The sequence below is a fragment of the Alloalcanivorax marinus genome (assembly GCF_016785095.1).
GTDB lineage: Bacteria > Pseudomonadota > Gammaproteobacteria > Pseudomonadales > Alcanivoracaceae > Alloalcanivorax > Alloalcanivorax marinus_A.
Window position 1 is genome coordinate 1 of the sequence record NZ_JAEKJB010000009.1, and the last position, 19,731, is coordinate 19,731.

The 19,731-nt window shown below is 65.5% G+C and carries 16 protein-coding genes and 1 pseudogene; 3 read left to right on the top strand and 14 right to left on the bottom strand.

Annotated elements, in window-relative coordinates:
- Positions 1–181, top strand: a pseudogene (locus JF515_RS19400) (IS110 family transposase); the annotation flags it as partial.
- A 73-nt stretch (positions 182–254) separates the two neighbouring features.
- Here JF515_RS19400 and JF515_RS11800 read toward each other — a convergent pair.
- The 7 genes from JF515_RS11800 to cysM all read right to left on the bottom strand — a co-directional run bounded on the left by JF515_RS11800 (position 255) and on the right by cysM (position 9,075).
- Positions 255–1,322 (bottom strand): porin, encoded by a 1,068-nt coding sequence (locus tag JF515_RS11800; protein ID WP_203104587.1) that lies wholly within the window; start codon positions 1,320–1,322, stop codon positions 255–257.
- Positions 1,323–1,546: 224 nt separating this feature from the next.
- Positions 1,547–2,581 (bottom strand): porin, encoded by a 1,035-nt coding sequence (locus tag JF515_RS11805; protein WP_203104589.1) that lies wholly within the window; start codon positions 2,579–2,581, stop codon positions 1,547–1,549.
- A 168-nt stretch (positions 2,582–2,749) separates the two neighbouring features.
- Positions 2,750–3,568, bottom strand: a complete 819-nt coding sequence (mazG, locus tag JF515_RS11810; protein ID WP_203104591.1) for a nucleoside triphosphate pyrophosphohydrolase — start codon at positions 3,566–3,568, stop codon at positions 2,750–2,752.
- Between the two features lie 128 nt (positions 3,569–3,696).
- Entirely contained in the window at positions 3,697–5,934 is a 2,238-nt protein-coding gene (relA, locus tag JF515_RS11815; protein WP_203104593.1) for a GTP diphosphokinase, read from the bottom strand.
- 19 nt (positions 5,935–5,953) lie between these two features.
- Positions 5,954–7,300: a 23S rRNA (uracil(1939)-C(5))-methyltransferase RlmD gene (gene rlmD, locus JF515_RS11820; protein ID WP_203104595.1), complete on the bottom strand. Its 1,347-nt coding sequence runs from the start codon at positions 7,298–7,300 to the stop codon at positions 5,954–5,956.
- Positions 7,301–7,390: 90 nt separating this feature from the next.
- Positions 7,391–8,176 (bottom strand): 3'-5' exonuclease, encoded by a 786-nt coding sequence (locus tag JF515_RS11825; protein WP_203104597.1) that lies wholly within the window; start codon positions 8,174–8,176, stop codon positions 7,391–7,393.
- Entirely contained in the window at positions 8,173–9,075 is a 903-nt protein-coding gene (gene cysM / locus JF515_RS11830) for a cysteine synthase CysM (protein ID WP_203104979.1), read from the bottom strand. The genes JF515_RS11825 and cysM overlap by 4 nt, the downstream gene beginning before the upstream one ends.
- 110 nt (positions 9,076–9,185) lie before the next feature.
- Here cysM and JF515_RS11835 point away from each other — a divergent pair, with 110 nt between their 5' ends.
- Both JF515_RS11835 and pdxJ read left to right on the top strand, forming a co-directional pair.
- Entirely contained in the window at positions 9,186–11,912 is a 2,727-nt protein-coding gene (locus JF515_RS11835; protein ID WP_203104599.1) for a response regulator, read from the top strand.
- 147 nt (positions 11,913–12,059) lie between these two features.
- On the top strand, positions 12,060–12,794 hold the full coding sequence (gene pdxJ / locus JF515_RS11840) for a pyridoxine 5'-phosphate synthase (protein WP_203104601.1): 735 nt from the start codon (positions 12,060–12,062) through the stop codon (positions 12,792–12,794).
- Between the two features lie 2 nt (positions 12,795–12,796).
- Here pdxJ and recO read toward each other — a convergent pair whose 3' ends face one another.
- The 7 genes from recO to JF515_RS11875 all read right to left on the bottom strand — a co-directional run bounded on the left by recO (position 12,797) and on the right by JF515_RS11875 (position 19,715).
- Entirely contained in the window at positions 12,797–13,474 is a 678-nt protein-coding gene (recO, locus tag JF515_RS11845) for a DNA repair protein RecO (RefSeq protein ID WP_203104604.1), read from the bottom strand.
- Entirely contained in the window at positions 13,458–14,357 is a 900-nt protein-coding gene (gene era / locus JF515_RS11850) for a GTPase Era (protein WP_203104606.1), read from the bottom strand. The genes recO and era overlap by 17 nt, the downstream gene beginning before the upstream one ends.
- A complete protein-coding gene (gene rnc / locus JF515_RS11855) occupies positions 14,350–15,036 on the bottom strand; it encodes a ribonuclease III (RefSeq protein WP_203104980.1) in 687 nt (228 codons plus the stop codon). The genes era and rnc overlap by 8 nt, the downstream gene beginning before the upstream one ends.
- Entirely contained in the window at positions 15,033–15,410 is a 378-nt protein-coding gene (locus JF515_RS11860; RefSeq protein ID WP_203104607.1) for a DUF4845 domain-containing protein, read from the bottom strand. The genes rnc and JF515_RS11860 overlap by 4 nt, the downstream gene beginning before the upstream one ends.
- A 16-nt stretch (positions 15,411–15,426) precedes the next feature.
- The gene (lepB, locus tag JF515_RS11865) at positions 15,427–16,224 is read right to left on the bottom strand and encodes a signal peptidase I (RefSeq protein WP_203104609.1); all 798 of its coding nucleotides are present in this window, start codon (positions 16,222–16,224) and stop codon (positions 15,427–15,429) included.
- Positions 16,225–18,024: a translation elongation factor 4 gene (lepA, locus tag JF515_RS11870; protein ID WP_203104611.1), complete on the bottom strand. Its 1,800-nt coding sequence runs from the start codon at positions 18,022–18,024 to the stop codon at positions 16,225–16,227.
- Positions 18,025–18,218: 194 nt separating this feature from the next.
- Positions 18,219–19,715, bottom strand: a complete 1,497-nt coding sequence (locus JF515_RS11875) for a DegQ family serine endoprotease (protein WP_203104612.1) — start codon at positions 19,713–19,715, stop codon at positions 18,219–18,221.
- Positions 19,716–19,731: the final 16 nt, after the last annotated feature.

Sequence of the window (19,731 nt, forward strand, 5' to 3'; positions counted from 1 at the left end):
TATGGCGGCGGTGGTCGCGAGTCGTCACAACCCGGTGGTGGGTGCGTTTTACGCCCGATTGCGTCAGGCCGGAAAGCCCCCGATGTCTGCCCTCGGCGCCGCCATGCGCAAACTGGTGCGCATCGCCTTCGGCGTACTGAATCGACAAACCCCATTCCAGACCCAACCCCTCGGGGGTTGAGTCCGGATAGGAGAGACGGTATCTACGGCTCCAGCGCGGCAGGAGCGGCTTCAGCCGAGATTCACCGCAAACCCTAGAACTTGTGCTCCATGCCCACGGAGAACAGGTTGCCGCTGTCATCGCTGTCGACACCGCCCGGGTAGGTGACGGTGGCGTCCGAGCCGGAAAGCAGCGCGTACACCTTGGTGCCACGGGCCAGCTTGTAGTCGGCGCCCACCACCAGAATATCGCTCTCGTAGCCGAAGTCGTCGCCGTCCACGCGACCGGCCTGTGCCTTGAGGGTCAGACGCGGCGGCAGGCGCCAGCCGGCGCTGACCAGGTAGGAGGTGCTGTCGGCGCGGTCCAGGCCGGCCTGATCCGGGTCCAGCCGGACACGTTCCACCAGGGCGCCCAGGTCCACCGCGCCCACGGTCACGCCGAGGGCGCCGCGCAGCAACTCCAGGTCGGCGGCCACCGCCGCCGGCGGCGCGGCCGGGTTATCCACTTCCAGATAGCTGCTTTCGTAGGCCACGGCGGCGTACAGATTGTCCGGATTCCAGGTGGCGGACAGCGCCCAGGTATCCGCCAGGCCGTCCTTTTCCTCGTCGCCCACTTCATCGGCTTCGCCGGGCGCGATCTGGGCGCGCAGCACCAGGTCACCCCAGTTCGGGCTTTTCCAGTTGAGGGTGTCGTCGTTGCGACGCTGACCATAGAAGTAGTGACCCAGGTCGGCGGCGGTGTTGTTGAACTGGTCCACCCGACCCTCGGCCATTTTCACCGGGCTGTCGTAGCGGCCGGCGAACACATCACCGAACGGCGTGCCCAGGCCAACGAAGCTGTTACGGGTGTTGAAGGTGTCGCCATCGCCGTCCGCGTTGTAGCCGACTTCGAGCTGATAGATGACACTCAGCGGCGTCACGTCCAGAGCCTCGCGGCCACGGATGCCCAGCCGCGAGGCATTGCTGCCCACGAACCAGCCGTCTTCCAGCGGCGTGTCACCGGCGGCGACGTCGTTGTAGGCTCCCGGCAGCCCACCTTCACGATAATCCGACAGGCGGTCCAGGCTGATATTGATACGTCCGTAGAATTCCGGCGCGGCGGCGGCGGACAACGGCAAGCCGATTGCCAGAGCGGAGAGCCCCAGCCAGGTCACTGATCGCATTTCCCTTCCCTCTTTTCGCTGGTTTTCAGGGTGGCCAACTATATGACCGTTACATGACAAAACCAAAGAAGGAAGGGGTATAAGAACATTCCAGCCCCGCCGACGACGAAATGGCCCGAACGTCCATGCAAAAAAAGGCCCGCCAAGGCGGGCCACGCTGTCACTTGCGTCGAGGAAAACACCGGGCGGTGGGCCCGCCCGGTAAAGGTTGCACTTAAAGTGGCTTAGAACTTGTGTTCCATGCCCACGCCCAGGGTGCGCTGCTCTTCTTCGTCACCGGTGGCGCCGTCTTCGTAGGTCAGGTTGTTGAAGTAGGCGTAAACCTTGCTGTTCTTGGCCAGCTTGTAGTCCGCGCCGAAGGCGTACTGGGTGCCTTCATTGTCGGTCTGGTCGCCATCAACCATGCCGTATTGAGCTTTCAGTTTGACGCGATCGATCTTGAACGCGCCGCTGACCACATAGCTGGTCTCTTCACCGTCGCCTTCTGATTCCTCGGCCAGCTGGTACAGAGCACCCAGCTCGAACTGGCTGATGGCCAGGCCGGCGGCCAGTCGGGTTACGTCGATGACCGGGGAAGTGCCGGTTTCGTCGACGATCAGTTCGTCCTGCATGTCGGTGTCGCGGGACACGGCGGCGTAGAAGGCGTCTTTTTCCAGCACCAGGGAGATGGAGGTGCTGTCGGCCAGGCCGTTTTCATTCTCGCCGTCGCCGTCGAAGTCATCGCTGTCTTCGTTGGGGATAAAGGCCAGATTCAGGGTAACCATGTCGGCCAGCTTCGGGGTGCTGTACTGAATGATGTTGGACACCCGGTTCTCGCCGGCGGCGATGTTCTTGATGTCACCGCTCAGGTCGTTGAACTGATCCACGTCCATTTGCGCGAGCTTGGTGGGGGTGTCGAATTTACCGGCTTTCAGGGTACCGAAAGCGCCTTTGAAACCACCGAAGATGTTGCGCTGGGCGAAGGTCTGGCCGCCTTTGTCGCCATCGTCCACGCTGATTTCGAATTCAGCCTGATAAATCGCTTTCAGATCGGCCACGTCCAGATCGAAGTCGCCTTTCACGCCGATACGGGAAGCGTTGCTGTTCAGCTCCCACTCGTCGTCGTTATTCGGCGCGCCGGGACCCGGATCGTAGTCCTGGTTTTCCAGGGAAACGTTGACCTTGCCGTACACTTTCGGACCGTCGGCCTGGGCCATCCCCGGCACCATCGGTGCAGCGAGAGCCGCCCCCACAGCGATCGCAAGCAGGTTCTTTTTCATCGGAGCATCTCCTTCAATCAGGCAATATTGAAAAGCAGGGGATGCGCCGGGCCGCGCCCGAAACATCCTGAGTGCTTGGGCGTGGAGTATGGGGAGGCTCGATGACCGAAAAGTTTCTGTAATGTTAAGATTTTATGGCAGCCCCCGGAGGGGCCGGAGGGACGGACTTCAGGAGGTTTTCTTGGCCTCGCGCCAGAGCGCGTCGAGGCCGGCTTCGTCGTAATCACCGAGGGGCGCCTCGGCGAGGTGCTCGACCCGCCGGAAGCGCCGCTCGAACTTGTCCGACGCCCGGCGCAGAGCCAGGTCCGGATCAAGCTTGAGGTGCCGCGCCAGATTCACCAGGGTGAAGAACACATCGCCCAGCTCGTCCTCGATGGCGTCCCGGTCGCCCTCTTCCAGGGCCCGGTCCAGTTCCGCCAGCTCCAGGCCCACCTGGTCACGCACCGGGCCGCGCTGGCGCCAGTCGAAGCCCACCTTGGAGGCTTTCTTCTGCAGCTTATGAGCCCTTTGCAGCGCCGGCAGCCCCTCGGGCACGCCATCCAGGGCGGAGGCGTGTTCACGTCCCTTGCGGGCCCGCTCCCCGGCTTTGATGACCTCCCAATTGACCTTCACCGCCTCGGCGTCGACGGCGCCGTCATCGCCAGACACCCCCTGCTCGCCGAACACATGGGGGTGGCGGCGAATCATCTTCTCATTCAGCACCGCCACCACGTCGGTGAAGTCGAACAATCCCTGTTCCCGGGCCATCTGCGAATGGAACACCACCTGCAGCAGCAGGTCGCCGAGTTCCTCGCGCAGCTCCGGATAGTCCCGGCGGGCCACCGCCTCGGCCACCTCGAAGGCTTCTTCCACCGTGTAGGGCACCACGGTGTCGAAGGTCTGCTCAAGATCCCAAGGGCAGCCACCGTCCGGATCGCGCAAGCGCGCCATGATGGCGAGCAGTTCGGCAATGGCGGTTTCGGAGGAAGGTCGGGAGTGATCGGACATGGGAACGCTCCGGGTAAAAAGACGATTCAGGATACAGGGGCGACTTTCCGTGGCGGCGATTTGTAGGAGCGACGTCAGTCGCGATTATCCGCGCTGGTCGCGACTGAAGTCGCTCCTACAAGTCACGCCTACTTCTTGTAGCGGCGCACTTCGAGAACACCCTTGAGCTGGTCCATCTTGGCCAGCACCTTGCCCAGCCCTCCCAGGGAGGCGATCTCCAGGGTCAGCAGCATGGTGGCGGTGTTGTCCTCGGTGTGCGACTGGGTGTGCACGGCGGTGACATTGACCTTCTCGTTGGCGAGCACCGCGATCACGTCACGCAGCAGGCCCTGACGGTCCCACGCACGCAGGAAGATATCCACCGGGTAAAGGATGCGGTCCGCCTCGCCCCAGCTCACCTCGATCACCCGGTTCGGGTCCTCGCCCTGCATCGCCAGCAGGTTATGGCAGTCGGCGCGATGCACGGTGACACCGCGCCCCTGGGTGATGAACCCCATCACCGGGTCGCCGGGCACCGGCTTGCAGCAAGCCGCCATGTGGGTGAGCAGGTTGCCCACCCCCTGGATGGTGACGTCGCCGGATTCCGAGGCCTTGGAGCGCGCCGGCACGAATTCCAGCTGCTGCTGCGGGTCCTCGGGCATCAGCGCCTGAGCCTGGTTGACCACGTGGCCGGGGCGCAGATCGCCGGCGCCCAGGGCCGCCAGCACGTCGTTGCCGGCCTTCAGATTGAGCTGCGGGGCGAGCAGATCCAGATCGATGCGATCCAGGGCCAGGCGCGACATTTCCCGCTCCAGGATGGCGCGCCCCTGGGCGATGTGCACTTCCCGGTCCTGGCGTTTGAACCATTGCTGGATGCGCGCCCGCGCCGAGGAAGTGGCCACGTAATTCAGCGACGGCGTCAGCCAGTCGCGGCTCGGGCCACCTTCCTTGGCGGTGAGAATTTCCACCTGCTCACCGGTTTGCAGGTTGTAGTTAAGCGGCACGATCTGGCCGTTCACCTTGGCGCCCCGGCAGCGATGCCCCACCTCGGTGTGAATGTGGTAGGCGAAATCCACCGGCGTGGCGCCGGCTTCCAGATCCACCACGTGCCCGTCCGGGGTGAACACGTAAACCCTGTCGCTGACCAGCCCGTGCTTGAGCTCATCGATCATGGTGGTGGCGTTGTCGCCCAGTTCCTCGTGCCACTCCAGCACCTGGCGCAGCCAGGCGATGCGCTGCTCGTAGGACTGGGTGCGCCGGCCCGCCTTGCTGCCTTCCTTGTAGCGCCAGTGGGCGCACACGCCCAGCTCCGCCTCTTCGTGCATATCGAAGGTACGGATCTGCACTTCCAGCATTTTGCGGCCCGGGCCCACCACCGCGGTGTGCAGGCTCTGGTAGCCGTTTTCCTTGGGGCTGGCGATGTAGTCGTCGAATTCCTTGGGCACGTGTTTCCACAGGGAGTGGACGATGCCCAGGGCGGCATAGCAGTCGCGCATTTCGCGCACCAGCACGCGCACCGCGCGCACGTCGTAGACCTCGCCGAAATCCAGGTGCTTCTTCTGCATCTTCCGCCAGATGCTGTAGATGTGCTTGGCGCGGCCGTACACCTGGGCGCCCTTGATGCCATTGCGCTCCAGGTGGCCGCGCAGGCTGGAGATCACCTCGTCGATGTAGTGCTCGCGATCAAGCCGCTTCTCGTCAAGCAGCCGGGCCACCTTCTTGTAGGCACCGGGCTGCAGGTAACGGAACGACAGGTCCTCCAGCTCCCACTTGAGCTGACCGACGCCCAGGCGGTGAGCCAGAGGCGCGTAGATGTCGAAGACCTCCCGGGCCACCTTCTGCTGGCGTTCCGGATCGGACTCCTTCACCGCGCGGATGATCACGGTCCGCTCGGCCAGCTTGACCAGGGCCACGCGCACATCGTCGACCATGGCCAGCAGCATCTTGCGGATGTTATCAAGCTGCCCATCCTGCTGGCCGAGCACCGCCTTGCGGGTGGGGTTCAGGGAGGTGCTGATGGCGGCCATGCGCAGCACGCCCTCGATCAGCGTGGCCAGCGGCGCGCCGAATTCCTTCTCCACTTCCAGCAGGGAGAGCTGGCCCTCGCGGACCGCCCGGTACAGCACCGCCGCGGGTAGGGCCTCGGCGTCGGCGCCCAGGTCAGCGAGCACGTCCGCCATCTCCAGGCCAATGGCCAGGCAACCCTTGCCATAGGGCCAGTGGCCGCCGGCGGCCTCGCCGGCGCGTTCGCATTGTTCCGCCCGGGCGCAAGCGCGCTCCAGGGTGTCCCGGTCACGGACCGGGACACGGGCGGTAAGTTGTTCCAGCCATGCGCGCCAGTCCCGGGCTTCGACCTCGTCGGGCTGTTGCCGGCGTACGGTTACCATTGCAATTCCTGTCCTTTCGCTAGCGTCGGTCGAACACGGCGATCGACTCGACGTGGGCGGTGTGCGGGAACATATCCATGACACCCGCCGCTTTCAGACGGTAGCCCCGCGCCACCAGTTCCCCGGCATCCCGGGCCAGGGTGGCCGGATTGCAGGAGACATACACCAGGCGATCCGCACCGAAATGGGGCATTCGCCGCACCATTTCAAGTGCACCACTGCGGGGCGGGTCCAGAAGCACCCTGTGGTAGGCCTGTCGGGCCCAGGGTTGCCCGTCCGGCTCGCGGCTCAGGTCCCAGGCGTGGAATTCCAGGTTTTCCAGGCCATTGCGGCGCGCATTCTCGTAACCACGCTCCACCATGGCCTCGCTGCCTTCCACGCCCACCACCCGGCCCGCGCGGCGCGCCGCCGGAATGGTGAAGTTGCCGAGACCGCAGAACAGATCAAGCACCTGATGATGCGCCTCGACCTCCAGCAAATCCAATGCCAAGGGAACCATGCGGCGGTTGATCTCCGCATTGACCTGGGTGAAATCGGTGGGATGAAAAGCCAGTTCGGCGCCTTCCGTATCCGGCCCGTGGGGCCCGTGGCGGTAGTAAAGCCGCTCCTCGCCCTGCTCCGGCCAGACCCGGTGCACGGTACTTTCGTTGCCGGGCTGCAGGTAAAGCTGCAGATCCCGTTCGCGGCAGAAACGGACCAGCTTTTCCAGATCGCCGGCGGGCAGCGGGTCCAGGTGCCGGAACATCAGCGCGATGGCGTCGTCGCCCCGGGCCACCTCGATCTGCGGAATACGGCGGCGGCTTTCCAGGCTGTCCATGAGCGCGCGCAGGTCGTCCAGCCGGTGGCCCACTTCCGGGATCAGCACCTCGCAGCGGTGCAGGTCGGCGAGGAAGCTGTTGCGCTTCTCGCGGAAGCCCACCAGGGTTTCCCCCCGCGCCTCGATGAACTTGGCGCCCAGCCGCGCCTTGCCCCGGTAGCCGGTGACCGGCCCGGTGAGCGGCGCCAGCCAGCGATCGGGTTGCAGGCCACCGAAATGCGCCAGTTGCTCGGCCAGCACCGCCTCCTTGCGCTGAATCTGGCTGGCCGGCGCCACGTGCTGCAGGCTGCAGCCGCCGCAGATCAGAGCATGGGCGCAGGGCGGCTCGACCCGGTCCGGGGAGGCCTCCAGAATGTCCACCGCCCGCCCCTCGTCGAATTTGCGGCGCATGTAGGTGTACTGGAAGAACACCTGCTCGCCGGGCAGGGCGTTGTCGATGAAGGTGGTCTTGCCGTCCAGCCGGGCAATGCCACGGCCGTCGTGGCTGAGGCTCTCGATGGTGGCGGCCACCGGCATTTCAGGCAGTTTTTTCTTGCGACGTCGGGCCATGGAATCTCGATGCTCGCGGGTAGGCGCCGCCGGCACGGGGCGGCGTGTTGGCAATTCGGGGGCGGATTGTACTGGCTTGGGCGGCCGCCGTCAGACTTCGGCGGCGCCCTTTTGCCAGGCTTCCAGGAAGGCCAGGAAGTGGGGATGCCCTTCCTGTTGCAAATAATCGCGCAGCAGGTCCAGCTCGGCCTGGTAGCCGGTGGCGTCGATCTCACCGCGCATAAGCTGAAAGCGCAGGAACACCAGCCAGGTGTTGAGCACATCGGTTTCGCAGTAGTCGCGGATGCCCTTGAGGTCACCGTCCTGGAAGGCGTCGAACACCTTGGCGCCGCTCATGCCCATCTTGCCGGGGAAACCCAGCAGGGTGGCGATCTGGTCCAGGGGCGCGTTGGCGCGGTTATTGAACATGGCCAGCTGCTCCATCAGGTCCAGGTGGCGCTGATGGAAACGGCTGATGTAGTTATTGAAACGGAAGCTGGTGTCCTCGCTGCCGGTCTCCCAGAAGCGGCGCGCCACCACGCCATGCTGGAGCGCCCGGTAGTTGAGCACTGGCAAGTCGAAGCCGCCACCGTTCCAGCTCACGATCTGCGGGGTGAAGCGCTCGATACCGTCGTAGAAACGCTCGATCAGTTCCTTCTCGCCGGCGTCCAGGTCGCCCAGGGACCACACCTTGATACCCTGGGCGGAGCGCAGCACCACGGAGATCGCCACCACCCGGTGCAGGTGCAGGCGCAGGAACTCGGAGCCGTTCTCCTGACGGCGCAGGTTGAACAGCGCGCTGGCGGTGTCCTTGTCGTTCAGGCCATGGAGGTCGTAGAGACGGCGCCCGCCGTCCAGGTCCGGAATGGTCTCGATGTCGAACACCAGGACGTTCATGGGCCGCCCTCCGCGTTGAACACGCCGGTGGACAGGTAGCGATCGCCCCGGTCGCAGACAATGGCCACGATCACCGCGTTTTCCAGCTCCTCGGAAAGCTGCAGGGCGCCGGCCACGGCACCGCCGGAGGAGACGCCACAGAAGATGCCCTCTTCCCGGGCCAGGCGGCGCATGGTGTGTTCGGCCAGTTCCTGGCCCATGTCGATGACCCGGTCGACCCGGGATTCGTCGAAGATGCTGGGCAGGTACTCCTTGGGCCAGCGGCGGATGCCCGGGATCGAGGCGCCGTCGGTGGGCTGCAGACCGACGATCCGGACCTCCGGGTTCTGTTCCTTGAAGTAAAGGCTGCAGCCCATGATGGTGCCGGTGGTGCCCATGGAACTGACGAAGTGGGTCATAGCGCCACCGGTCTCCGCCCAGATCTCCGGGGCGGTACTCTCATAGTGAGCCATGGGGTTGTCCGGGTTGGCGAACTGGTCGAGCACCTTGCCCTCGCCCCGGGCCTGCATGGCCTGGGCCAGATCCCGGGCGCCTTCCATGCCCTCCTCCTTGGTCACCGAAATCAATTCGGCGCCGTAGGCGGCCATGGCATCGCGGCGCTCCTGGCTCTGGTTGGCGGGCATGATCAGTTTCATCCGGTAGCCGCGCATCGCCGCCGCCATGGCCAGGGCGATGCCGGTGTTACCACTGGTCGCCTCGATCAGCGTGTCGCCGGGCTTGATCTCACCGCGCGCCTCGGCCTTGGTGATCATGTTGAGGGCCGGACGGTCCTTCACGGAGCCGGCCGGATTATTGCCTTCCAGCTTCACCAGAATGGTGTTGGTCGTGTTCCCCGGCAGGCGCTGCAGACGCACCAGAGGCGTGCCGCCCACCGTGGATTCAATGGTCTTGTAGGTCATGCCCGCATTGTATCTCAAGGCGGGGGGCTCTGGCAGCGGCGCTCAAGTCGGTCATAATGGCCCCAGGCCCGAGGCCGGCAAACGATGACCAGCGACCATTCAGGGGGACCATGGCCCACACCAGCCTGCGCACCCGCGTCATGACGATGACCGCGCTGCCCGCCTTTCTGGCGGCGCTGATCATTGGCGGCTATACGCTGGCCACCCAGGTCATGGACGTGCGCGCCGACAACGCCCATCGCCAGCAGTTGATCGTGGCGAGCTACGCGGCGCGCCTGGCGGCCCTGGAGAGCGACGGCCAGGACGCCTACCAGGCCCTGCTGCGCGAGCTGCTCGAACAACCGGACGTGCGCGCCGCCACCCTGCTCGACAACCGCGCCGGCTGGCAACTGCACACCGGCCCGCGACTGCGTCCAGTGGAACAGGCCGAGCACCTGGACGGCGGCATCACCCGGCTGGTCACCGATTCCGGCTGGCAACTGGTGCGCCCGCTGCCCGGCCCCGGCGAACGCCTGCTGACGGTGGAGTTTTCCCGCCAGGGCCAATACGTGCGCATTCTCGAGGCGGTGCTGATCATGATCGGCGTGGTCACCCTGCTGATGATCCTGGCGGTGGTGCCGGCGACGCATTTTTCCCGGCGCCTGACCCGGCCCGTGCAGACGCTGATCAGCAACGTGCGGCGGGTCCGCGACGGCGACCTGACCACCCCGGCCCGGGCCCGGGCCATGGGCGAACTCGGCGATCTGGAGGACGCCCTGCGCGAAATGGTGGCGGCGCTGAATGAAGCCCAGGCGGAACTGCAACAGAACGTGGACCAGGCCACCCAGGATCTGCGCGAAACCCTGGAAACCATCGAGATTCAGAACATCGAGCTGGACATGGCCCGCAAGGAGGCCCTCAAAGCCAGCCAGATCAAATCGGAATTCCTGGCCAACATGAGCCACGAGATCCGCACCCCGCTCAACGGCATCATCGGCTTCACCCGGCTGCTGGAACGCTCCAGCCTGTCGCCACGCCAGCAGGACTACCTGGGTACCATCCGCAAGAGCGCCGAATCGCTGCTGTCGATCATCAACGACATCCTGGATTTCTCCAAGATCGAGGCCGGCAAGCTGTCCCTGGAGCACATTCCCCTGGATCTGCACGACACCATCGAGGACGTGCAGACCATGCTGGCGCCGATGGCCCAGGACAAGGGCCTGGAACAGGCCGCCATCATCTACAACGACGTGCCCACCCGGCTGCTGGGCGACCCGCTGCGCATTCGCCAAGTGCTCACCAATCTGGTCAGCAACGCGATCAAATTCACCGAGCGCGGCTCGGTGGTGGTGCGCGCCATGCTCGAGGAGGAGCGCGGCGCCGAGGCGGTGGTCAAGATCACCATCACCGACACCGGCAACGGCTTGCCGACGGAGGTGCAGAAAACCCTGTTCAACGCCTTCACGCAGCTGGATCAGAGCCGCCGCCGTCAGGAAGGCGGCACCGGTCTCGGGCTGGCGATCTGCAAGCGGCTGGTGGAGGGCATGGGCGGCGAGATCGGCATCGACAGCACCACCGGCCACGGCTCCACCTTCTGGTTCACCCTGCGCGCCGAGCGTGACCTGGGCGCCGAGCCGGAGCCGTCGCCCAAGGCCCTGGAAGGCCTGTCGGTGACCCTGGTGGAAGCCAACGAGCACGCCCGGCTGGCGTTGTATCACATGCTCGGTGGCTGGCGTATGCGGGTCACCGAACTGCAGGCCCTGGACACTCTGCAAAGCCATCTGGACAACGACAGCCTGGCCCCCACCGATTTCTACGTGCTGGCGGTGCCCGCCTCGCAGCCGGACCCGGCGGCCCTGGAGCCGCTCATGGAACGCCTGGGCCAGGCCACCGGCAAGCCGCTGCTGATTCTGGCCGCCCACGCGGACACCCTGGCCGGCCGCCTGACCGGCCTGCCCGGCCCGTGCCGGGTGCTGGGCAAGCCGGCCACCCGCCGCAGCCTGCGCGACGGCTTGCTGGAACTGGGCGGTCTGGCGGAGCCGGCGGCACCGGGCGGCGCCCTCGGCCCACTGGGCAAACGCGCCCGGGTACTGCTGGTCGACGACCACCCCGGCAACCTGAAGCTGGCGCGGGTGTTCCTGGAGGAAATGGGCGTCGAGGTGACCGCCTGCGACAGCGGCGAGGCGGCGCTCACCGCCTTCGCCAAGGGCACCTTCGACCTGGTCTTCATGGACGTGCAGATGCCGCGCCTGGACGGCCTGGAAACCACCCGCCGCCTCCGCGAACGGGAGGGCGAGGGCCCGCGCACGCCGATCATCGCCCTCACCGCCCATGCCCTGGAAAGCGAGCGCCGCTCCCTGTTGGCCGCCGGCATGGACGACTACCTGAGCAAGCCGATTACCGAGACCCAGCTGCGCCATACCCTCAACCACTGGGTGCACGGCGACGACACCGCGCCGCCCGAAGCGGAACCGGAAGACAGCCCGGCGCCGGGCGCCGGGCCGGAAGAGGAGAACGCCCGGGAGCAGGCGCCGGTGCTCGACGCGGCCCTGGGCCTGCGCCGCGCCGGCGATCGCGAGGAACTGGCCGAGGACATGCTGGCCATGCTGCTGGCCAGCCTGGAGCAGGACGCTCCGGGCATTAACGCCCTGGCCGAAAGCGACGACCGGGAGGGCCTTCTGGAACGGGTTCACCGCCTGCACGGCGCCACCCGCTACTGTGGCACGCCACGCCTGGAAGCCGCCGCCCGGGCCCTGGAGAAAGCGCTCAAACTGGACGCCGACGGCGATACGCTGGACCGTCTGGTGGCCGCCCTGCTGACGGAAATCGAGAGCCTGCGGCAGGCCGCCCGGCGTTAGCCGCCGGCCCCGGGCGGGATCGCGGCTGAAGCCGCTCCTGGCATGAACGCGGGACGCTTCGCCAACGGCGCGGCCGCTTGCAGCCTGGTGCGCGCGGCTCTGCTACCATGGGCGCCCGTTTTCCCAACCCTGTTCTGGAGCCCGTCCATGCCCGTTCTGCTCGGCGTCAACATCGATCACATCGCCACCCTCCGTCAGGCCCGCGGCACCCGTTATCCGGAGCCGGTGCAGGCGGCGCTGGTGGCCGAGCAGGCCGGCGCCGACGGCATTACCGTGCACCTGCGCGAGGACCGGCGCCATATTCAGGACCGGGACGTGGAGCTGCTGGCGCAAACCCTGCAGACGCGCATGAACCTGGAAATGGCCGCCACCGAGGAGATGGTCGGCATCGCCCGCCGTATCCGCCCGGCGCATTGTTGCCTGGTGCCGGAGAAACGGGAGGAGCTGACCACCGAAGGCGGCCTGGACGTGGCCGGCAACGAGGACTGGATCAAACGCTGCACCGGGCAGCTCGCCGAGGCCGGCATCGAGGTGTCCCTGTTCATCGACGCGGACCCGGCGCAGATCGAGGCGGCGGCCCGCTGCGGGGCACCGGCCATCGAGATCCACACCGGCCATTACGCCGACGCCACCACCCCCGAGCAGGCGGCGGCGGAGCTGACGCGCATTCGCCGGGGGCTGGATCTGGCCATCGAGGCGGGCCTGATCGTCAACGCCGGTCACGGGTTGCATTATCACAACACCCGGGAGATCGCCGCCCTGCCCGGCATCAACGAGCTGAACATCGGCCACGGCATTATTGCCCGGGCGCTGCTCACCGGGTTGGACGAGGCGGTGCGAGCGATGCGCGTGCTGATCGACGAGGCGGCGCGGGACGCCTGAAACTACCGGAATAATTCCCGGCTGCGCAGGGGCCGCCCACCCAGGTGCGGCTCCAGGGCGGCGCGCAACAATGCCTTGGCCATGCGCCGCACGTCCCCGTTCCATTCATCCCGGCCCAGCGCCAGCAGCAAATCCCCGGGGTAGCCGCGCGGGTCCGGCAGAAAGCCCTGCTCCGGCTCCCACCGGTAAAGGCCGTCGGCGTCCAGCGGCCGGCCATCCACGTCCTGGTCCAGGGGCAGGCCGTAACCGGCCTCTTCCAGCAGCGTCATCTCGAAACGGCGCAGGGTCACGTCCAGCGGCGCCTCCCCGGCCAGGGCGGCCAGGGTGTGCTCGTAGGGTGACCAGAGGTCCGGATGGGCATCGTCCCGGTGCAGCAGTCGCATCATCAGTTCGTTGACGTAGAAGCCGCAGTACAGCGCCCGGCCGGCCAGGCCCGGCGCCGGCCCGCGCGGCTCCACCTGGCGCAGGGTGTACAGCTCGCCGCCGCGCTTGAGGTCCACCCAGAGGGGCATGAAGGGCGCCAGGGCGGCCTCGCGCCGGCCACCCCGGGCGACGGCGCCGACGCGACCGCGTTCGGGCAGGAACAGATCGATGATCAGGCTGGTGTTACGGAACGGACGGCGGTGCAGCAGCCAGGCCGGCGACAGGCCACCGGCGTGACGGTCATTGCTGCTGGTCATAGCCCAGCGAGCGCAGGGCGCGCTCGTCGTCGGACCAGCCCGCCTTGATCTTCACCCACAGGTTCAGCATCACCTTGCGCTCGATCAGGCGTTCGATGTCCTGACGGGCCTGGGTGCCGATCTGCTTGATCCGCGCACCCTGGTCGCCGATCAGAATCTTTTTCTGGCCGCGCCGTTCCACCAGGATGGAAGCGGCGATGTCGGTCACCTTGGGGCCGTCCTCCCAGAGATCGATCTCCACGGTGATCTGGTGGGGCACTTCCTGGCCAAGCTGGCGAACCACCTTTTCACGGATGATCTCGGCGGCCATGAAGCGCAGGCTGCGGTCGGTGAGCTGGTCTTCCTCGAACCAGAACTCCCCTTCCGGCAAGCGCTCCGCCAGGGCCTTTTCCAACGCCTCCAGGTTGTGACCACGCAACGCCGACACCGGAATGATCTCGGCGAACGAAAAGCGGCCGGCCAGATCCTGCAGATGCGGCAGCAACACCTGTTTGTCTTCCAGGTTATCCACCTTGTTGACCAGCAGCAGCACCGGCGTATCGCCGGCGCGCTCCAGCAGCTTGAGCACGTGCTCGTCGCCCTCGGTCCACTTCAGGCCATCGACCATGAAGCAGATCACGTCCACGTCGTTGAGCGCCGACAGCGCGGCGTCGTTCATGGCCCGGTTGAGGGCCCGTTCCTGGCCGGCGTGAATGCCCGGAGTATCGGCGAACACGATCTGGTAGTCATCCCGGCTGAGGATGCCGTGGATGCGGTGACGGGTGGTCTGCGGCTTACGCGAGGTGATGCTCACCTTCTGGCCGATCAGGTGGTTCATCAGCGTGGACTTGCCCACGTTGGGGCGGCCGACGATGGCCACCACACCGCAACGGGTTTCACTCATGGGTCTGCTCCAGCCAGGTCAGGGCCTGCTCCGCCACCTGTTGCTCGGCGCGGCGGCGGCTGGCCCCGGTGGCCACGAAACGTTGATTCAGATCCGGCAGCGCGCATGCCACCTCGAAGGTCTGGCGCGGTGCCTGGCCGGTTACCGACACCACTTCATAGCCGGGCAGTTCATGCTTGCGCGCTTGCAGCCATTCCTGCAAGCGGGTTTTCGCGTCCTTACGCACCGATTGCGGGGAAATCCGCTCCAGACGATCGGCGAACCAGGCCAGAATCACCCGGCGACAGGTGTCCTCGCCGCCGTCGATGACAATCGCGCCGATCAACGCTTCCAGAGCGTCGGCCAGTATCGAATCACGGCGGTTACCGCCGCTTTTCAGCTCGCCGCCGCCGAGGATCAGGTACTCCCCGACGCCCAGTTCCCGGGCCACCTCGGCCAGGGTCTGGCCGCGCACCAGGTAGGCGCGCATGCGCGTAAGCTGGCCCTCGGCGGCGTCCGGAAAGCGCTGGAACAGTTCGGTGGAAATAATCTGGCTGAGCTGGGCATCGCCCAGAAATTCCAGCCGTTCGTTATTACGCCGCCGGCTCACGCTGCGATGGCTGAGCGCCAGTTCGAACAGCGACGGGTCCTGGAACCGGTAACCGAGCCGGCGGCTGAGGCGATCCAGATCGTCCATCAGCGGCCAATGGTCTTGTCGAAGGTTTCCTCGAAGTGCATCACCACGGACACGTTGTAAAACAACGGCCGGCGCACCTCATAGTCCACCCCCACGGCCAGCAGCCCCCCGTTCTTGCTGATCGCCAGATCGTTGACGCCGATGGCGTCCACCTGGTTGATGGTGAAGCGCTTGCTGAGCGCGTCGCGCACCTCGCGTTCCGACATCAAGGCGGTCTTGCTGTCGGAGAGCACCGAGTTGATGGTGCTGCGGATGGTGTTGTATTCCATATAGGCGGGCACCATGCGGAACGCGGCGGTGCCGAACACCGCAAGCACGATCAGCACAACCACCCAGCCCAGCAGTGACAGCCCCCGTTGACGGGATCGGGTTATCATTATTCCGTCTCCACGCTTATTCCGTTGAAATTTTGTCGATCGAACCGTTACGGGAGAAGCTGGGCAACGAGAATATCGGGTCCCAGTGCATCCAGATCAGGAAGGCTTCCCCCACCACCAGCCGTTCCGGCACCACGCCCCAGAAGCGGCTGTCGTTACTGTTATCGCGATTGTCCCCCATCACGAAATAACTGCCCTCGGGCACCTCCCACTCACCCTGGGTGCCACCCTGGGGAATGCGCGGTTCACCGTTGTAGGGGTCGATCAGGCCTTCCTGCCAGATCAGATGTTCAGCTTCCCCCAGGTGCTCGATGTATTCGCGCCGCCAGACCCGTGGCGCGATGCGACCGCTGTCCACCAGTTCCCGCTTCACCGGCTCGCCGTTCACGTAAACCACGTTGTCGCGTACCGCCACGCGGTCGCCGGGCAAGCCCACCACGCGCTTGATGAAGTTCTGGCTGGTGTCCTCCGGGAACTTGAACACCATCACGTCACCGCGCTCCGGCTCGCCCAGCGGAATGATCTTGGTATTGGTCACCGGCAGGCGCAGGCCGTAGGAGAACTTGTTGACCAGAATAAAATCATGAACCTGCAGGGTCGGCAACATGGAACCGGAGGGAATGGTGAACGGCTCCACAATGAACGAGCGGATCACCAGCACGATAAAGAGCACCGAGATCAGCGAATTGGACGTTTCCACGGTGGTGCCGATCATGCCCTTGCGCTGGCGCAGTTTGAGGGCGCGGTCGGCGAGCCAGATCAGTACCGTGATCAGCAACGCCAGGGTGAGCCAGAAACCTACATCGATATCCATTTAATCATCCACCTTGAGCACGGCCAGGAAGGCGGCCTGGGGAATTTCCACATTGCCTACCTGCTTCATGCGTTTCTTGCCTTCTTTTTGCTTTTGAAGCAGTTTTTTCTTACGCGACACATCGCCGCCGTAACACTTGGCGGTGACGTTCTTGCGCAACGCCTTGACCGTCTGCCGGGCGATGATCTTGCTGCCGATGGCGGCCTGAATGGCCACGTCGAACATCTGCCGGGGCACCAGTTCCTTCATCTTCTCGGTGAGCGCGCGACCGCGATGGGCGGAGTGGTCCAGGTGACAGATCATCGCCAGTGCGTCCACCTTGTCGCCGTTGATCAGCACGTCCACCTTGACCAGCTTGCTGGGCTGGAAGCGCTCGAAGGCGTACTCCAGTGACGCATAGCCACGGCTGGCGGATTTCAGCCGGTCGAAGAAATCCAGCACCACCTCGGCCATCGGGATGTCGTAGGTCAGTGAGATCTGCTTGCCCAGGTACTGCAGGTTGATCTGCTCGCCACGCCGCTCGGTGCACAGCGTGATCACGTTGCCGACGTATTCCTGGGGCGTAAGGATATTGACCCGCGCGATGGGCTCACGGAATTCCTCGATCTTGTTGCCTTCCGGCAGCTCCGAGGGGTTGTCCACGTAGACCGTCTCGCCGTCGCTGAGCAGCAGCTCGTAGACCACCGTGGGCGCGGTGGTGATCAGGTCCAGGTCGTATTCCCGCTCCAGGCGCTCATGGATGATCTCCATGTGCAGCATGCCCAGGAAGCCGACCCGGAAACCGAAGCCCAGGGCGTCGGAGTTTTCCGGCTCGTAGAACAGGGAGGCGTCGTTGAGCGCCAGCTTGCCCAGGGCGTCGCGGAAATCCTCGTAATCGTCCGCGTTGACCGGGAACATGCCGGCGTACACCTGCGGCTTGACCTTCTTGAAGCCAGGCAGCATCTGAACATCCGGGGTATTGGCGTGGGTCAGGGTATCGCCCACCGGAGCGCCCTTGATGTCCTTGATGGTGGCGCTCACCCAGCCCACCTCACCGGCCTCCAGCACGTTGGTTTCCTTGCGCTTGGGAGTGAAGATGCCAAGGCTGTCCACCACATGATTCTGGCCGGTGGATTTAACGTGGATCTTGTCGCCCTTCTTGAGGCGGCCATGGCGAATCCGCACCAGCGAGATCACTCCCATGTAGTTGTCGAACCAGGAATCGATGATCAGCGCCTGCAGCCGCTCCTGGCGGTCGCCCTGAGGCGGAGGAATACGCTCGATCAGTTGCTCCAGCAGGTCGGGCACGCCGACCCCGGTCTTGGCGGACACATGGCAGGCGTCCAGGGCATCCAGGCCGATGATCTCCTCGATCTCCTCGGCCACCCGGTCCGGTTCCGCCTGGGGCAGATCCACCTTGTTGAGCACCGGCAGCACCTCCAGGTCCTGCTCGATGGCGGTGTAGCAGTTGGCCACCGACTGGGCCTCCACGCCCTGGGCGGCGTCCACCACCAGCAGCGCGCCCTCGCAGGCGGACAGCGAGCGGGACACCTCGTAGGAAAAGTCCACGTGGCCGGGGGTATCGATGAAGTTGAGCTGGTAGGTCTCGCCGTTGCGGGCCGTGTAGTGGAGCGTCACGCTCTGCGCCTTGATGGTGATGCCGCGCTCGCGCTCCAGATCCATGGAATCCAGCACCTGCTCCTTGAGCTCACGGTCACTGAGACCGCCGCAGACCTGGATGAAACGGTCCGCCAGGGTGGATTTGCCGTGATCGATATGAGCAATGATGGAGAAGTTGCGAATGTGCGTAATGTCGGTCACAGATACCCGCCAAATGGTGGAAACGTAAAGAAAGACACAATGGAGGGCGATTCTATCGGATTAGAGCCGCCGGGGATAATCCCCCCGGCGGAGACACCCGGACGGCCCGGGGCTCTGCTTCAGCCGCGATCCTCGGGCGCTGTCCGACACCGCGCGATCGCGGCTGAAGCCGCTCCTACAGGGTAAAGCCGGGCTCAGTCACCCAGCTTGAGGGCCAGGAAGCGGGCGTTGCCACCCCGGTTGACCAGGGCCGGCACGGAACCCTTCTCGGGCAGTTCCTCGACGATGCGCCGGTAATCCTTCGGGCTCTTCAGGTCCTCGCCGTTCAGGCTCACCAGAACATCGCCACGGCGCAGGCCGGCGCGGCCGGCGGCGCCGTCCTCGACGCCGGTGATCATCACGCCGTTGGCGGCTTCCACCCGGGACAGCTCCGCCGGGCTGGCGGCGCGCACGCTCAGGCCCAGCCGGTCGGCGCCCTGGGGTCCGCCCTTGCCGCCCTGGTTCATCGCCTGCTGGGGATCGTCGGGCAACTCGCCCACGGTCACCTCCAGGGTTTTCTCGTCGCCGTCGCGCACCACGGTCATTTCCGCCTCGGTGCCGGCCTTGAGCGCGCCCACCCATTTGGGCAGTTGCGCGGAACGCTGGATGTCCTTGCCATTGAAAGCGATGATCACGTCACCGGCGCGCAAACCGGCCTTGGCCGCCGGGGAACCGTCCTGCACCTGGGCCACCAGGGCGCCCATGGGCTTGTCCAGGCCGAACGATTCCGCCAGGTCCCGATCCACTTCCTGGATCAGCACGCCCAGCCAGCCCCGGCTCACCTCGCCGTTCTCCTTGAGCTGGTCCACCACGTCCATGGCCAGGTCGATGGGAATGGCGAAGCTCAGGCCCATGTAGCCACCGGAGCGGCTGACGATCTGCGAGTTGATGCCCACCACCTGACCTTTCAGGTTGAACAGCGGCCCGCCGCTGTTGCCCGGGTTGATCGCCACGTCGGTCTGAATGAACGGCACATAGTTGTCGCTGGGCAGGCTGCGGCCCTTGGCGCTGACGATGCCGGCGGTCACCGAACTGTCGAAGCCGAACGGCGCGCCGATGGCAAGCACCCACTCACCGACGTTGAGATCCTCGGAGGAACCGATATCCACCACCGGCAGATCGCTGGCCTCGACCTTGATCAGGGCCAGATCGCTCTGCGGATCGGAGCCGACCAGTTCGGCATCCAGTTCGCGGCGGTCCTGCAGGCGCACCACGATCTCGTCCGCCTCGCCCACCACGTGGTAGTTGGTGAGCACATAACCGTCGCTGGAGATGATGAAGCCGGAGCCCAGGGACTCCATGTCGCCACGACCGCCGCCACCAGGACCACCGGGGGCGCCCGGGCCGCCACCGAATTCGTCGAAGAAACGGCGCAGCATCTCCGGCAATTCCTGCATGCGCGGATCGTCGCTCTGATCCCGATGAGTGACGGTGGAGATGTTGACCACCGCCGGAGCTTCCTTCTTCACCAGGGCGGTGAAGTCCGGCAGGCCGGTGACCAGTTGCTCGCCGCCGTTATCGGCGTCGCTCTGTTGGGCCTGCGGGTTGTTCGCGGCGCCACTCTGCTTGTCGGCCTGGTCCTGATCCTGGCCGCAGCCGGCCAGCAGGCCGAGCATAACGAGCGGCAACAAGCACTTGCTTAATGTCCCCATGGGAGGGCTCCCTTCT

Coding starts and splice junctions, on each gene's coding strand:
- JF515_RS11800 (WP_203104587.1), bottom strand. CDS start 1,322: ATGCGATCAGTGACCTGGCTGGGGCTCTCCGCTCTGGCAATCGGCTTG.
- JF515_RS11805 (WP_203104589.1), bottom strand. CDS start 2,581: ATGAAAAAGAACCTGCTTGCGATCGCTGTGGGGGCGGCTCTCGCTGCA.
- mazG (WP_203104591.1), bottom strand. CDS start 3,568: ATGTCCGATCACTCCCGACCTTCCTCCGAAACCGCCATTGCCGAACTG.
- relA (WP_203104593.1), bottom strand. CDS start 5,934: ATGGTAACCGTACGCCGGCAACAGCCCGACGAGGTCGAAGCCCGGGAC.
- rlmD (WP_203104595.1), bottom strand. CDS start 7,300: ATGGCCCGACGTCGCAAGAAAAAACTGCCTGAAATGCCGGTGGCCGCC.
- JF515_RS11825 (WP_203104597.1), bottom strand. CDS start 8,176: ATGAACGTCCTGGTGTTCGACATCGAGACCATTCCGGACCTGGACGGC.
- cysM (WP_203104979.1), bottom strand. CDS start 9,075: ATGACCTACAAGACCATTGAATCCACGGTGGGCGGCACGCCTCTGGTG.
- JF515_RS11835 (WP_203104599.1), top strand. CDS start 9,186: ATGGCCCACACCAGCCTGCGCACCCGCGTCATGACGATGACCGCGCTG.
- pdxJ (WP_203104601.1), top strand. CDS start 12,060: ATGCCCGTTCTGCTCGGCGTCAACATCGATCACATCGCCACCCTCCGT.
- recO (WP_203104604.1), bottom strand. CDS start 13,474: ATGACCAGCAGCAATGACCGTCACGCCGGTGGCCTGTCGCCGGCCTGG.
- era (WP_203104606.1), bottom strand. CDS start 14,357: ATGAGTGAAACCCGTTGCGGTGTGGTGGCCATCGTCGGCCGCCCCAAC.
- JF515_RS11860 (WP_203104607.1), bottom strand. CDS start 15,410: ATGATAACCCGATCCCGTCAACGGGGGCTGTCACTGCTGGGCTGGGTG.
- lepB (WP_203104609.1), bottom strand. CDS start 16,224: ATGGATATCGATGTAGGTTTCTGGCTCACCCTGGCGTTGCTGATCACG.
- JF515_RS11875 (WP_203104612.1), bottom strand. CDS start 19,715: ATGGGGACATTAAGCAAGTGCTTGTTGCCGCTCGTTATGCTCGGCCTG.